This is a genomic window from Apibacter sp. B3935 (genome assembly GCF_009827705.1).
GTDB lineage: Bacteria > Bacteroidota > Bacteroidia > Flavobacteriales > Weeksellaceae > Apibacter.
The window spans coordinates 61,187-75,843 of the sequence record NZ_WINL01000004.1 but is presented as its reverse complement, the minus strand read 5'-3'; the positions used below and the strand labels follow the sequence as shown (position 1 = coordinate 75,843).

Sequence of the window (14,657 nt, the reverse complement as noted above, 5' to 3'; positions counted from 1 at the left end):
TTTACTTTTTTTATATGAATATTAGTCTTCTTTCTTTACCATCTCAATATGCTCAATATGATCTTCAAAATAAATTTCTCCTTCAGTTTCAAAACCAAATTTTTTATAAAATGGAACTGCATAATATTGAGCACCGATTCTTATCGGTTGTTTACCATGAAGTGTAAATAAAGACTCTATGGATTTTTCCATTAAAATTTTTCCTAAACCGGTAGAACGATATTCCTTACAAACTATAATTCTTCCAATGGAAGCTTCATTAAAGGAAACTTTTTCAGGAAAAATCCTGGAATAAGCAACTAATTGTTCCCCTTTATACAGTAATAAATGATGCGCTTTATAATCTTTATAGTCCAAATCCTGGTATGAACATTTTTGCTCGACTATAAATACTTCATTTCTTAATCGTAATAAGTTATACAATTCGTCTAAAGTAAGTTGATCAAATTTTTTTAAAACATAATCATAGGGATGAGTGCTACTCATGGGCATCTTTCATAAATTTTTCTACTTTTTCAACCATTTTTTTTGATCCACAAACAAATGGTGTTCTTTCATGCAATTCAACAGGATTTAAATCCAATATTCGTGTAAAACCATCACTGGCACTTCCTCCTGCTTGTTCCGCAAGGAATGCCATAGGATTACATTCATATAACAATCGTAATTTGCCTTTAGGGGCTTGTGAATAGGAAGGATATAGGTAAATGCCTCCTTTCAACATATTTCTATGAAAATCGGAAACTAATGATCCGATATAACGGGAAGTATACGGTCTATTTTCTTTTTCTTCTTGACAATATTTTATATAATTCTTAATTCCTTGAGGAAATTTAAGATAATTTCCTTCATTTACGGAATATATTTTCCCATCTTCAGGTATTTTAATATTAGGATGTGAAAGATAAAACACTCCCAAAGCCGGATCTAAAGTAAAACCATTTACACCGTTACCTGTTGTATATACTAACATTGTTGATGAACCGTACACTATATATCCGGCTGCTACCTGTTTATTTCCGGGTTGTAAAAAATCTTCCAATGTTACCGGTCCATCTTCCGATATTCTTCTATAAATAGAAAAAATAGTTCCTACATTAACATTTACATCGATATTGGAAGATCCGTCTAAAGGATCAATTAATACCACATATTTACTGTTATGTGAATTATCTTTAGAATTTATACTGATGAAGTCTTCATTTTCTTCGGAAGCAATTCCACAAACGACCTCTCTATTTTTTAAGGCACCAATAAATACATCATTGGCAAACACATCTAATTTTTGTTGCTCTTCACCTTGTATATTCTGATTTCCAATTGCTCCAATAATATCAACGAGCCCAGCTTTATTAACTTGCTGATTAACAACTTTACTGGCTAATCTTATTGCTCCTAAAAGGCGTGACAACTCTCCTGAAGAATATTTAAAATCTGCCTGTTTATCAATTATAAATTCGCCTAAAGTCTGTGAGCTCTTCGATTTCATATTTTATATATTTAGTTTTTTGAATGTTCCAAATATATTGATTTTTGGTTGTACTTTATAAGTAATATGCAGATTTGTCATATATTTGCTGAAGGTCTTTTAATATTTAAAATACTTATTGTACTGTTTATCATTATAATATAAATTTTAAGTCTATTAATACGTGAATTCCCGCTGTGTAAAAATTCTTTTTTCACAAGATTTATTTATGGGAAAATGTGTTTTTTATATATTGAAAATATATAACTATCATTTATGAAAGTTTATAAATTTGGAGGTGTTTCAGTACAAAATGAAAAAAATGTACGTGCTATTTTAAAAGTTTTAAACCAAACCGGATACAAATCAACCATTATTGTTGTCTCGGCCATGGGTAAAACGACTAACGCATTAGAAGATGTTATTCAAGCATACTTTCAAAACAATGATACTTATAAAATATTAATAGACAGAATAGAGGAGGAGCATTTAGAAATAGTTAAAAAATTATTTTCTAATTATACGGAAGTTTATAACGATATTAAGAATATTTTTAAAAATTTGCGATCTTTACTAACTAACAATACATCTGATAATTTTAATTTCTTATACGATCAAACGGTAAGTTTTGGTGAAATTATTTCATCTAGAATTTTAAGCTCTTTTTTAAATTATTCAGGAATTACCAATACTTGGATTGATAGTAGAAATTATTTAAAAACTGATGATAATTATAGAGAAGGGACTATAGATTGGGAACGTACGCAAAAACAATTTGAAAATTTTGATACTTCTCAAACATATGTTACTCAAGGTTTTATAGCTTCGAATTCCGGCAATTTTACTGTAACTCTGGGAAGGGAAGGTTCAGATTATTCTGCTGCCATAATTGCCTATTGTTTACATGCTGAAGGTGTTACCATTTGGAAAGATGTTCCGGGAATTATGACCGGAGATCCTGACTACTATGAAAATGCTCAATTATTAAAAACTCTTTCCTATGAAAAGGCTATGGATATGTCATTTTTTGGAGCATCCATCCTTCATCCGAAAACCATTTTTCCTTTGTATAAAGGTGAGATTCCATTGAACATTCGTTCTTTTTTAGAACTTGAAAATCATGGCACTTATATTACGAAAGGAGTTAAGGGAGATCCCAGCGTCTCTTGTTTCATACGAAAATTAAATGTACATTTGCTTACTATTTCTTCTATTTATTTTACTTATAATCTGGAAGATACTCTTTGTATACTCTTCAAACGACTTACTGAACTGAATATTAAAACTAACATGATCAAGGTTTCTGCTTGTTCAGTTTCACTGGTTATTGAAGACAAATTTAATTCAATTAACATTTTACTGAATATACTCGCAGATTCTTTTAATGTAACATTAGAAGAAAATGTGCGTCTATTTACGATAACGAATAGTTCACAAAAAATACGAAATAATTTTAAAAAAGGAAAAACAGTTTTATTAGAACAATTGGTAAAACAAACTTACCAAGCAATTGTAAAAGAATAACAATATGAGTTTAGTCACCTTAGAGGATATACAAAATACTTTAAACCTAAAGAAATTTGGTTTTATTGGAAAGGGTATAGCATGGACCCTTATGAATGTTTCAAAACTTGGTCATATAAATAAATTCTGTACTGAAAATAAAGATTTACCTACCAATGAATTTCTTACTGCAGTTTTAGAACATTTAAAAATTAACTACGAAATTCATGAAGAAGATTTAAAAAGAATTCCTGAAAAAGGACCTTTTATAATCGTTTCCAATCACCCTCTAGGAGGATTAGATGGCATAATTTTAATGAAAATTGTTTCAGAAATTCGTCCGGATTTTAAAATAATGACTAATTTTTTATTGCAAAAAATTGAACCTTTAAAAAAAGTTATTATTCCTGTTAATCCTTTTGAAACCAGAAAAGATACTTTTGACAGTAAAAAAGGTTTTATTGAAACCTTGCGTATCTTGAAAGATAATCATTGTGTTATCATTTTCCCGGCCGGTGAAGTTTCTCATTATTACCCGGATACCAAAGAATATCAAGACAGAGAATGGGTAGAAAGTGCCTTAAAACTTTTGAAAAAAGCTAAAGTACCCGTAATTCCTGTATATTTTCATGCGAGAAACAGTAAGTTGTTTTACAAAATGTCTAATATTCATCCGGATTTACAGACTGCGATGCTGCCTAGAGAATTGGTTAGAAAAAGAAAAGCGCCTATTAAAATACGAATCGGTAAACCTATTTCAGTTAAACAGCAAGATGAATATACAGATATTAAGTCTTACGGTAATTTTTTAAGGAATAAGGTATATATGCTTAAATCATTCTATACTACGGTTAAGAATCCATTTAAAAATATAAAGTTCCTTTCAGTATCAGCAATGACTAAGTCTGCTAATTCCAATGAAGTTAAGCCTATTATTAAAGAGACACCTCATGAATTAATCTTAAAAGAAGTTGAGCTTTTAAAAGAAATTGATTGTGAACTATTTTCCAATTCTCAATATGAAGTCTATTTAGCTAAACCTGAAAAAATACCTAATATCTTACGTGAAATTGGCCGATTAAGAGAAATTTGTTTTCGCGAAGTGGGAGAGGGAACCAATGAACCTTTTGATCTGGATGAATTTGACCAAATTTATCATCACTTATTTTTATGGGATAAAGAAAATAAACTTATCGCGGGTGCTTATCGAATGGGAATGGGAAAAGAGATTTATGAAAAATACGGAATAAAAGGTTTTTATACTGCTTCTCTTTTCGAATATGATTCGGAAGTACATCCTTTCTTTAAAAAAATCATTGAAATGGGTAGGGCATTTATTTCCAGTGAATATCAAAAAAAACCTATGCCCTTATTACTTTTATGGAGAGGGATTGTACATGTTTGCTTAAGAAATCCCCATTATAAATACCTGGTGGGAGGTGTAAGTATAAGCAATCAATTTTCCAACTTTTCAAAATCGATAATGGTTGAATTTATGCGTTCTCATTATTTTGATTCTTATGTTGCTCAATATGTACATTCAAAAAATGAATTTAAAGTTCATCTGAAATCCAATGAAAAAGATTTATTCTTTGATGCTGCGGATAATGATCTTAATAAATTTGACAAGTTAATCGATGAACTTGAACCCGATTTAAGACTTCCCGTATTGATCAAAAAATATTTAAAACAAAACGCACGTGTTATTGCTTTTAACGTCGATCCTAAGTTTAATGATGCCATTGACGGATTGATGTATATTAGAATAAGTGATATTCCGGATAGTACTATTAATCCGGTATTAGAGGAGTTAGATTCTATGGACAAAAAAAACCAAAAGGAAGAAAAATAAACAATTGTTAACAAGTTTATAACTATTCAATTGAAACAAGATTACTAATTGCTTTTATTAAAGTACTCTATACTTAGATTTTCAACACCTTACTAATGTTGAACTTTTTATAAAAATTTAATCTACTATTTTAAAAAGGTAAATAACTATTATTTACCTTTTTTTATTTCTATACTTGGATTATTTCACATTCTTCAATCCTTTACTAATATTGAGCCTATCTACAAGCTTATTTAAAGGCTTTTTCTATGTTTTCTTTTTTAATAATTATCCCAATAGATAACTGTTCATAAATTAAAAAATACCATAAATTAAAATTAAAATAATTATATCTTATTATCATAAAATAAAAATTAATTATATGCATAATTATGCATTAGTAATGTAAAAATTTATATTTTGATTTTATTTAAATAAATAAATATAATTAATGTTATAGATAGTTATAGTTTATAATTTTAAAATATGTTTTTGTAAGTACAGAAATCTTTTAAACTTCTAAACTATACTTATAAATTTTAACCTAATATAATATATTAACTATCAATAGTTTACAAAATAATACATATATAAGTAATTAATTAATAAATATGTTAATAACTTAATTTATTTCAAAAATTCCTTCAATTATATAATTGTCTGTAAATCAATAAAATTATATAATTATTATTAAAAATTATTTTTATTAACTCATAAATTTTCAATAAGTTAAAACAATATTAACAATTTAAATAAATTATTGTTAACATTTTTAAACAAAAAATTTTGCTTCAAGAGTTACAATTTCCATTTATAAAGATTTAAGATTTTTCCAAATATTTATACAAATTTTTAAAAATAAATTTTACCTTCCTTTTGATAAGTTTAGTAACAGTTACTTTTTAAACAGTCACTTTATTAATAACTTCTAAAAATTGTTGATAAGTGATTTAGTTTATTGATTTATACTTATTTATTTTCAATAAATTTTGTTAATATCATATTTAGAAATATTAATAACTCACTATTTCAAAGTTATTAACATATTAACAGGTCTATTATTACTATTACTTTAAATTTTATTTAATTAATTAAAAAAAGATATATAAATAATAATTAATTGTGGAAAAAATTCAGGTTTCAAAATTTCTCTTTTCGTTTTTATGAAGGTATATTTGTAAGAAAAATAAGTAAAAATTATGAAAACAGTTAATGATTTCAATTTCAATGGAAAAAAAGCATTAATTAGAGTTGATTTTAATGTTCCTCAAGATGAAAATCTTAAGGTTACTGATAATACAAGAATTGTTTCTGCTAAGCCAACTATAGATAAAATATTGAAAGATGGAGGTTCTGTAATATTAATGACGCATTTAGGCAGACCTAAAGGTCAGGTTACAGATAAATATTCTTTAAAACACATTGTTGATGAGGTATCCAAAGTTTTAGGTGTTCCTGTTAAGTTCGTTGATGAATGTGTAGGGCCTAAAGCCGAAAAAGCTGCAGCAGATTTAAAACCCGGTGAAGTTTTATTGTTAGAAAATTTACGTTTTCACAATGAAGAGGAGAAAGGAGATGAAGGATTTGCTAAAGAATTAGCCAAGTTAGGTGATATTTATGTAAACGATGCATTCGGAACTGCACATCGCGCTCATGCATCTACTGCTATTATTGCTAAATTCTTCCCTTCTAACAAATGTTTTGGTCTTTTGATGGCCAAAGAGCTTGATGCTATTCAAAAAGTCCTTAAAACCGGCGAAAAACCTGTAACAGCTATATTAGGAGGTTCTAAAGTTTCATCAAAAATTACTATTATAGAAAACATCCTTCCGGTGGTTGATAACTTAATAATCGGAGGAGGAATGACCTATACTTTTATTAAAGCTCAAGGAGGTAAGATCGGAAACTCTATCTGTGAAGATGATAAACAAGAATTGGCATTAGATATACTTAAAAAAGCAAAAGAAAAAGGTGTAAAAGTATATCTTCCGGAAGATTCTGTTATAGGTGATGACTTTTCAAATGATGCAAATAGAAAGGTAGTCGATACTAATAATATTCCTGACGGATGGGAAGGTTTGGATGTTGGACCTAAAACTATTAAAACATTTTCTGATGTTATTTTAGCTTCAAAAACTATATTATGGAATGGACCTTTAGGAGTATTTGAAATGCCAAATTTTGCCGTTGGTACCAAAGCTATTGGAGATGCTATTGGTGAAGCCACTAAGAATGGAGCTTTCTCTTTAGTTGGAGGAGGTGACAGTGTAGCATTTGTTAAACAAAATAATTATACTGACAAAGTTAGTTACGTTTCTACCGGGGGAGGAGCAATGCTTGAATCATTAGAAGGTAGAGAATTACCCGGAGTAGCAGCTATTTTAAACGATTAGTATTAAAATCTAGCATTATACATACATATTAAGAAGCTTGATATTTCAAGCTTCTTTTTTTATATGTTCGTAACTATTTAAAGTAACTTTAATTTTATTATTTCTCTAATAAATTTTAATATATAATATCTTTTTTTAATATATCTTTTGTATAAATAATTATATATTTTTATTAATATAAAATTTAATATATAGTTATTTATATCAAAAATATTATTTTTATAGATTTATTTAATAAATATTTAAACTTTTAAATATCTACTATTACAAATTATCCTCTTTTAAACTTAACTTACTTGTTAATTTAATAATAAAAATTTTGTGAAAATTTTATTTTTTCAAGATATAAATAACAGATGAATAATTACCGTCATTCATTCCTTTTAAGTTTGATAAGGCAGCAATGAATGGAAATCTAAAAATTCCAAAAGGATTATTCATATAATTTTCACTGATTAAAGAAATATAGAAACTATCAAAGGGTAGGGGATAGGTATGAATTACTTTAAACTTATGATTATTAAAAAAATCGATAGCTCCTTTTTTAGAATAATGAAATATATGTCGAGGTACATCCCAGGCAGCCCAAAATTCTCTATAAAATTTGGCATCAAAAGATTTGTAATTTGGAACTGCTATTATTATATATCCATCATTTTTTAATTTTAATCTTAATTTTGACAGGATTTCTTCCGGTTTAGAGATGTGTTCTAATACATGCCAAAGTGTAATGATATCTAAAGAATTATTTTCAACAGAATCTAAAGAAGTAGTTATATGATTTTCACCAATTTTAGATTTAGCTGTTTCAACTGCTTTTATATTTGGTTCAAAACCTAGAATTGAAAAATTTTTATCTTTTATGAATTTTAAGAACGTTCCATCTCCACAACCATAGTCTAATAATGTTCCGGACGTTTTGTATTTATTAATAATCTTTAATTTATATTTTTCATTCAATTTTTGAATTAATAAATATATTTTTGATTTTAAAGACTGATCTTTCGAATGGGATAAATATTTTTCACTTTCATAATATTTTGAAAGATCTTCAGGTATTTGGGTAGTTTTTAAAATATCGGTATATTCAGATTTTTGAATTTCAAAAATTTCATTAGATAAGAAGTGATCTTTAATTTTCATTTTCAATTTTGTATATATATAATATCATATAGTAAAATATTTAGGTTTATAAATAAATGTTCCACGTGGAACATTTATTTATAACTTTATATTATCTACCCATGTAAATTAATAAAACATTTATATCGGATGGAGATACGCCACTTATTCTACTGGCTTGACCTATAGTCTCAGGTTTGAATTTCATTAATTTTTGTTTCGCTTCAGTAGAAATACTATTTAATTTTGAATAGTCAAAATTTGAAGGAATTTTTATATTTTCTAATCTATTTAATTTTTCAACATTTTCAAGTTCTTTGTCAATATATCCCTTATATTTAATTTTAATTTCTACTTGTTCAAGTACCTCATCCGAAAAATGATTTGATTTGATATAATCATTTATAGAGGATATGTTTTCCAAGTCTTTTAAGTATATATTAGGTCTAACCAATATACTATCAGCTTTTACAGTTTGAGAAATAGGTGTTGAATTTTTTTGTAGTAAAATTGGATTAGTTTCTTCTTTGGTTATGGATGTTGATTTTATAAATTCTATACAATTATTCGTTTGCTTGATTTTCTTATCTAAATTTTGCATTCTTTCAGATGATGCTAATCCAAGTGTATAACTTAATGGCGTTAATCGTTCATCGGCATTATCCTGTCTTAAACTCATTCTATATTCTGCACGTGAGGTAAACATTCGATAAGGTTCTTCGGTTCCTTTGGTAATAAGATCATCAATTAATACCCCAATATACGCTTCATTCCTCTTAAGTACCAACGGCTCTTTATTTTGAATTTTAAGTGATGCATTAATACCGGCCATCAATCCTTGAGCTGCTGCCTCTTCATAACCCGTTGTACCATTAATTTGTCCCGCAAAATATAAATGATTAATATTTTTTGTTTCTAATGTATTTTTTAATTGAGTAGGAGGGAAGTAGTCATATTCAATAGCGTAACCCGGTCTGAAAAATTTAGCTTTTTCAAATCCGGGGATTAGTTGTAAAGCTTTAATTTGAATATCATCCGGTAAAGATGTACTAAATCCGTTGATGTAAAATTCAACAGTTTGCCAACCTTCCGGTTCAGCAAATATTTGATGTCTTTCTCTATCTGCAAATCTGTTAATTTTGTCTTCAATTGAAGGACAATATCTTGGACCTGTACTTTTAATTGTTCCATTGAATAAAGGAGATCTTTCAAATCCTTCACGTAAAACTTCATGAACTTTTACATTAGTATAGGTAATATAACAACTTCTTTGTTTGTCGAGTTTAGGTGTATTAGTATAGGAAAATTTTTGTGGATTAGTATCTCCTTTTTGTTCTTCCATTTTTGAGAAATCTATGCTTCTACCATCTACCCTGGGAGGTGTTCCTGTTTTCATTCTACCGGCCTCAAATCCTAATTTAACTAGATTTTCAGTGATTCCAAATGCTGCTTTTTCACCCATTCTACCTCCGCCGAACTGTTTGTTTCCAATATGGATTAAACCATTTAGAAAAGTTCCATTAGTTAATATTAGAGCTTTTGAATAAATAACAGCTCCCATATAGGTTTTAACACCAATAATTTGATCATTTTCTGTTAATAACTCAACAACCATGTCTTGAAAGAAATCAAGATTTGGGATGCTTTCTAATTGTAATCGCCATTCTTCCGAAAATCTCATTCGATCGGATTGTGCTCTTGGACTCCACATGGCAGGACCTTTAGATAAATTAAGCATTTTAAATTGAATCATAGTTTTATCAGTAACGATACCTGATAATCCGCCCAAAGCATCGATTTCTCTAACTATTTGTCCTTTTGCAATACCTCCCATAGCCGGATTGCAAGACATTTGACCAATAGTTTGAAGATTCATGGTAATTAGTAGTGTTTTTGAACCTAAATTGGCAGCAGCAGCGGCAGCTTCTGAACCTGCATGTCCACCACCTACAACAATAACATCGTATTTTTCTAATATCATTTTAACAGATGTTTCACGTGAAACAAAATTTTTTTATAATTAATTTTTAATAATTTTTATATAAGTCTATATAAGTATTTTCCTTTTTTCTCATAAGTTCAATATCCTTTTCCAATTTATCTTTGTACCCGATGATATGCAGAACTCCATGAACTAAAACACGGTTTAATTCATGATCAAAATCTTCATTATTAATTACTGCATTTTCTTTAACTCTGTCTGTGGAAATGAATATATCACCCGAAATTAATTGGTTTTCTTTATAATCAAACGTAATTATATCCGTGTAATAATCATGATTTAAATATTGAATATTAATCTCTAATAATTGTTCATCAGAGCAAAAAATATAATTTATATCTCCTACACGGCAGGCTTCTTGTTCTATAACTTCTTTTAACCACTTTTTTCTTTTTAATTTATTTTTTAAAATAAAATCATTATTTGAAAAATAATTTATCATTTTTTGTTAATTTGTACTTAGCTAAATTAATATTTAAATTCTGAAATTTTAATATAATAAAATTCTTCATACTATTTACTAATACTATTAAATTTTATAATAACTTTTACATTTAATACCAAGTATACTTTCTGTATAAATTAAGAGAAAATGTTTATAATGAATAAAAATTTTTTAAATAAAGTAATTTTACATAAATAGGATTGAAAAAAATGGTAGTTAACTATTTTGTTAAAACCAATATCCTAAACCAACACTAAATACACCTTTGTTTTGATTGGTAGAAAATGTGTATAATAAGTTAATAGGTCCAAAAGGACTGTCATATCCATATCCCACTCCATAACTAAAATATTTGTATTTAAAATATCTTAAATCGTTAAATTCATCTTCAACATTAGCCATGTCTGCATAAATTTTCACATAATGATTTTTTAAGATTTTATAGTTTAAAGAAGAATATAATGAGAATAGTTGATCCCCGGATTTATAGGCAAATGGTAATCCTAAAAATTTACTGAAATTTAAGAAATCTTGTTCAAAATAACCACCGTTAAAATATTTGTATTGTAAAGAAGGCGTATTAAAAGATACTCCTAAAAAATGTTGATTTTCTAAAGCCAATCGATTACCGAAAGGGATTGAATAACTTAATTGAGTTTTAATTGTGGAAAATTTTTCAAAATTAGGAGCATTAGAATAAAATATATATTTAGCAGAGGCATCAAGTTTAAAACCTTTAAAAGGAAAGTTGGAGTTATCTCTCGTATCGGCCTTTATATAAAAATAAGGATTATAAAAAAAACTCTCGTTCTTATTAAAATTTTTGTGATCTACTTCATTAATTCGATCGTAGGAAAAGGGTGAGATGCGCATATAACTATATTCTATACCGGTACCAACGGCATATTTTTCATTTAAGGTAGACTGTAGATAAAGTTGTTGATTAAAGTATCGAATACGATTAAATGAATATTCACTTCTTTTTATATCGGAATAATTAAAATTAAAAGAATTAAAAGTTGTATTAGATCCAATACTTGGTAATATTCCATTATCAATATAATAATTTATATTAGTTCTGAAATTATTCCCAAAAATTACATCAATGGATAAATTGGAATTATTTAATATGAGTTTGTTTAAAGTAACATTAGCTAAAAGAGAAGTTTTATATACATCATCGTAATGAATTCCAAATTTTATGGAATTATTATCTTTTTTATCCAGATATAAGTTAACTTGTTGATTTTCATCAAAGTTTTCAGAAGTTAGCTCATAAAAAACCCGATTATAATTTCCCGTAGAATATAAGGCAGAAATTCCTTTATCTAATTTAGTAATAGAGGTATTTTGAGGTAATTTCAAACCTAATTTTCTTTTTATATAAACAGAATCTTTAGAAGAATTACCAATAATTGAAAGTTTAGTAATAAATAAATTTTTTTCGGAAGGTAGTTCCTGTATTCTCGGTCTATTGATAGTATCAAACCCTTGTAATTTTGCAATTTTTAATAGTTCAGGAAACGCCTTTTCTCCGGCTAGTTTTCCTTTATACAAAATGGAATCCTTTTTATCAAAATCGGTTACCTCATAATCCTTTACATCAGGTCGAATTAATAAATCTACATAACTTCGTTCGAAATCCGTTTTAATATTGATACGATAGCTAATAATTTGACTGATAATATTTAATATTGATTTGATTTCATTCGCTTTTTGTAAGCCATTACCTAAGTCAACTCCAATTATGATATCCATTCCTTTATCTCGTAATGCTCGGGAAGGAAAATTATTTACAATTCCACCATCAATTAAGGTTTTATCATCAATTTTAACCGGTTCGATAAGAGAAGGATAAGCACCACTTGCCAAAACACTGAGAGGAAGAAAACCTTTTTCCATTTGCTCTTCGTCACCGGTTTCTAAATTAGTTGCTATGCATAAGAAAGGTATCGGTAGTTTAGAATAATCATGAATATCATGAACATTGTACAATAAATTAGTTAAAAGCATTAAAGGTCCTTGTCCCTTACTTAAAGCTGATGGGAAAACTATTTTAAAATTGGAAATAGGTAAAGTTAAAATATATTTTTCTCTGTAAGATTTATCAAAAAAAGGAATAAAATTTCGATTTCTGTCCTGTAAAAAAAGTTCGTTAAAATCAATGCTTTTAATGATATTTCTCATTTCTTTAGGAGAATATCCTGCAGCATATAACGAACCCACTATGGCACCCATACTGGTTCCGCTTATATAATCAATTTTAATTCCTGCTTTTTCAATAGCCTCGATAACTTCCACATGAGCGAACCCTTTGGCACCTCCGCCACTAAGAACTAAGCCTACTTTGGGTCTACGATTTAAAGAATCCTGAATTGATATAAAAGTTGAATCTCTATTTATACCGTAAAATAAATTTCCTATTAGTAAAATAAAAAATAGTAAGTATTTTTTACAAAATTTCATAATAGCAAATATATTAAAAACATGTAATTTATATAAGTAATAATAAAATAGAAAGAATTGGTAAGTTTTTTTTAGATTTACTTAAAAATATACTTAGTATTACATTTATTTTTAAAATCTATTTTAAAAGGAAAGATGGTACTATTCATAAAAATGAATTTAAAATTTATAACTATTAATTGAGATATAGCGATTAAAATAAATAATTAAAAAATATTAAAAATAGATTTAACTATATTATATGTTACTTATATAAATGGAAGAAGTAAAGAAAATTAAAATTCTTTTTAGAATCCGATCCATGGAAACCGGAGGTGTTCAAAAAGTCTTACTAAATATTTTAAATCATTTAGATAAGAATATTTTTGATATTACTTTATTGTTGAATCTATATCAAGGAGAACTAATTAAAGAAATACCTGAATCCATTAAAGTTCAATATATAGGAAAAGGAAGAGAATTTATGAATTCAAATTCTTTTATAAAAAAATTCCAATTAATCACTAGGGCTGCAAAATTAAAATTGTATTCAAAATTTCCTCGATTATTATATAAAAATTTAAAACTCTATGATCAAGATGTTGAAGTAGCTTTTTTCCATTATAATTACGATGATGTTTTAAACAGTCCAAATCTAAAATCCAAAAAAATAGGTTGGATGCATGGTGATATAAAAAATATTACCATAAATGGAAATAAAGAGAAATTTGTAGCGAAATTTTTGAGATTTAATACCATGGTTTATGTTTCACAACAAACTATGAAAAGTGCAAAAAGTTTTAATGATCAGATAGCTGCAAATGCTAAGATTATTTATAATCCAATAGAGGTTGATGATATCATAGCTAAATCCAAGCTGAAATCAAATATAAAAATCAGTTCACTTAAAAATGATTCAATACAATCATTTATCTCAGTTGGAAGAATAAAACCGGGTAAAGGCTATCAACTTTTAATTGAAGCTCATAAAAAGCTAATTGATGATGGATTATATCATAAAATATATATCGTTGGAGAGGGAGAATATAAAGAAGAATTACTAAAAAAAGTAAAAGAATATCGTATAGAAGAAACATTTATATTTTTGGGAGAACATAGTAATCCCTACCCGTTGATTAAAGAAGCAGATTATTTTATCCTTCCTTCCTTTTCAGAAGCGTATCCTTTAGTTATTGCGGAAAGCCTTATATTGGAAAAGCCGATTATAACTACCGATGTTGGAGGAATTAGAGAAATGATGGTCGACCAAGAAAACGGTATATTCATTCCAAGTAAGAATGAACAAGCCCTATATGAAGCAATAAAAACCTTGTTGTCTGACCCAAAAAAAGTGCAATTCTTTATCGAAAATAATAAAAAATGTAAAGAAATTTTTTCACCAGTTACTATATATAAAGAAATAGAAAAGCTGTTAACAAAGTAAAAAA

10 protein-coding genes are annotated in these 14,657 nt (G+C 27.4%); 4 read left to right on the top strand and 6 right to left on the bottom strand.

Annotation, left to right across the window (positions count from 1 at the left end; all coding sequences use genetic code 11):
• Positions 1-21 precede the first annotated feature (21 nt).
• Together GFV00_RS08530 and fbp are read right to left on the bottom strand one after the other, a co-directional pair.
• Positions 22-486 carry a GNAT family N-acetyltransferase gene (locus GFV00_RS08530; protein WP_160557763.1) on the bottom strand — a complete coding sequence of 155 codons (465 nt, stop codon included), beginning with the start codon at positions 484-486 and terminating at the stop codon, positions 22-24.
• Positions 479-1,489, bottom strand: coding sequence for a class 1 fructose-bisphosphatase (gene fbp, locus GFV00_RS08525; RefSeq protein ID WP_160557764.1), 1,011 nt, complete (start codon positions 1,487-1,489; stop codon positions 479-481). The genes GFV00_RS08530 and fbp overlap by 8 nt, the downstream gene beginning before the upstream one ends.
• A 255-nt stretch (positions 1,490-1,744) precedes the next feature.
• Here fbp and GFV00_RS08520 point away from each other — a divergent pair, with 255 nt between their 5' ends.
• The 3 genes from GFV00_RS08520 (at position 1,745) to pgk (ending at position 7,195) form a co-directional block, all read left to right on the top strand.
• Positions 1,745-2,992, top strand: a complete 1,248-nt coding sequence (locus GFV00_RS08520) for an aspartate kinase (RefSeq protein WP_160557765.1) — start codon at positions 1,745-1,747, stop codon at positions 2,990-2,992.
• 4 nt (positions 2,993-2,996) lie between these two features.
• Positions 2,997-4,823, top strand: a complete 1,827-nt coding sequence (locus GFV00_RS08515; RefSeq protein WP_160557766.1) for a lysophospholipid acyltransferase family protein — start codon at positions 2,997-2,999, stop codon at positions 4,821-4,823.
• A gap of 1,178 nt (positions 4,824-6,001) precedes the next feature.
• Complete coding sequence (gene pgk / locus GFV00_RS08510; protein ID WP_160557767.1) at positions 6,002-7,195, top strand: phosphoglycerate kinase; 1,194 nt, start codon at positions 6,002-6,004, stop codon at positions 7,193-7,195.
• A 330-nt stretch (positions 7,196-7,525) separates the two neighbouring features.
• Here the strand turns inward: pgk and GFV00_RS08505 are convergent, their stop codons facing one another.
• From GFV00_RS08505 to GFV00_RS08490, 4 genes are all read right to left on the bottom strand, one after another.
• Positions 7,526-8,338: a class I SAM-dependent methyltransferase gene (locus GFV00_RS08505; RefSeq protein ID WP_160557768.1), complete on the bottom strand. Its 813-nt coding sequence runs from the start codon at positions 8,336-8,338 to the stop codon at positions 7,526-7,528.
• 91 nt (positions 8,339-8,429) lie between these two features.
• A complete protein-coding gene (gene mnmG / locus GFV00_RS08500) occupies positions 8,430-10,298 on the bottom strand; it encodes a tRNA uridine-5-carboxymethylaminomethyl(34) synthesis enzyme MnmG (protein ID WP_160557769.1) in 1,869 nt (622 codons plus the stop codon).
• A gap of 46 nt (positions 10,299-10,344) precedes the next feature.
• A complete protein-coding gene (ybeY, locus tag GFV00_RS08495) occupies positions 10,345-10,761 on the bottom strand; it encodes an rRNA maturation RNase YbeY (protein ID WP_105296471.1) in 417 nt (138 codons plus the stop codon).
• Between the two features lie 231 nt (positions 10,762-10,992).
• Positions 10,993-13,230 carry a patatin-like phospholipase family protein gene (locus GFV00_RS08490; protein ID WP_160557770.1) on the bottom strand — a complete coding sequence of 746 codons (2,238 nt, stop codon included), beginning with the start codon at positions 13,228-13,230 and terminating at the stop codon, positions 10,993-10,995.
• Between the two features lie 256 nt (positions 13,231-13,486).
• On the opposite strand from GFV00_RS08490, the gene GFV00_RS08485 reads away from it, so the two are divergent.
• Entirely contained in the window at positions 13,487-14,653 is a 1,167-nt protein-coding gene (locus GFV00_RS08485) for a glycosyltransferase (RefSeq protein ID WP_160557771.1), read from the top strand.
• The last annotated feature ends 4 nt before the right edge of the window (positions 14,654-14,657 follow it).

Coding starts and splice junctions, on each gene's coding strand:
- GFV00_RS08530 (WP_160557763.1), bottom strand. CDS start 486: ATGAGTAGCACTCATCCCTATGATTATGTTTTAAAAAAATTTGATCAA.
- fbp (WP_160557764.1), bottom strand. CDS start 1,489: ATGAAATCGAAGAGCTCACAGACTTTAGGCGAATTTATAATTGATAAA.
- GFV00_RS08520 (WP_160557765.1), top strand. CDS start 1,745: ATGAAAGTTTATAAATTTGGAGGTGTTTCAGTACAAAATGAAAAAAAT.
- GFV00_RS08515 (WP_160557766.1), top strand. CDS start 2,997: ATGAGTTTAGTCACCTTAGAGGATATACAAAATACTTTAAACCTAAAG.
- pgk (WP_160557767.1), top strand. CDS start 6,002: ATGAAAACAGTTAATGATTTCAATTTCAATGGAAAAAAAGCATTAATT.
- GFV00_RS08505 (WP_160557768.1), bottom strand. CDS start 8,338: ATGAAAATTAAAGATCACTTCTTATCTAATGAAATTTTTGAAATTCAA.
- mnmG (WP_160557769.1), bottom strand. CDS start 10,298: ATGATATTAGAAAAATACGATGTTATTGTTGTAGGTGGTGGACATGCA.
- ybeY (WP_105296471.1), bottom strand. CDS start 10,761: ATGATAAATTATTTTTCAAATAATGATTTTATTTTAAAAAATAAATTA.
- GFV00_RS08490 (WP_160557770.1), bottom strand. CDS start 13,230: ATGAAATTTTGTAAAAAATACTTACTATTTTTTATTTTACTAATAGGA.
- GFV00_RS08485 (WP_160557771.1), top strand. CDS start 13,487: ATGGAAGAAGTAAAGAAAATTAAAATTCTTTTTAGAATCCGATCCATG.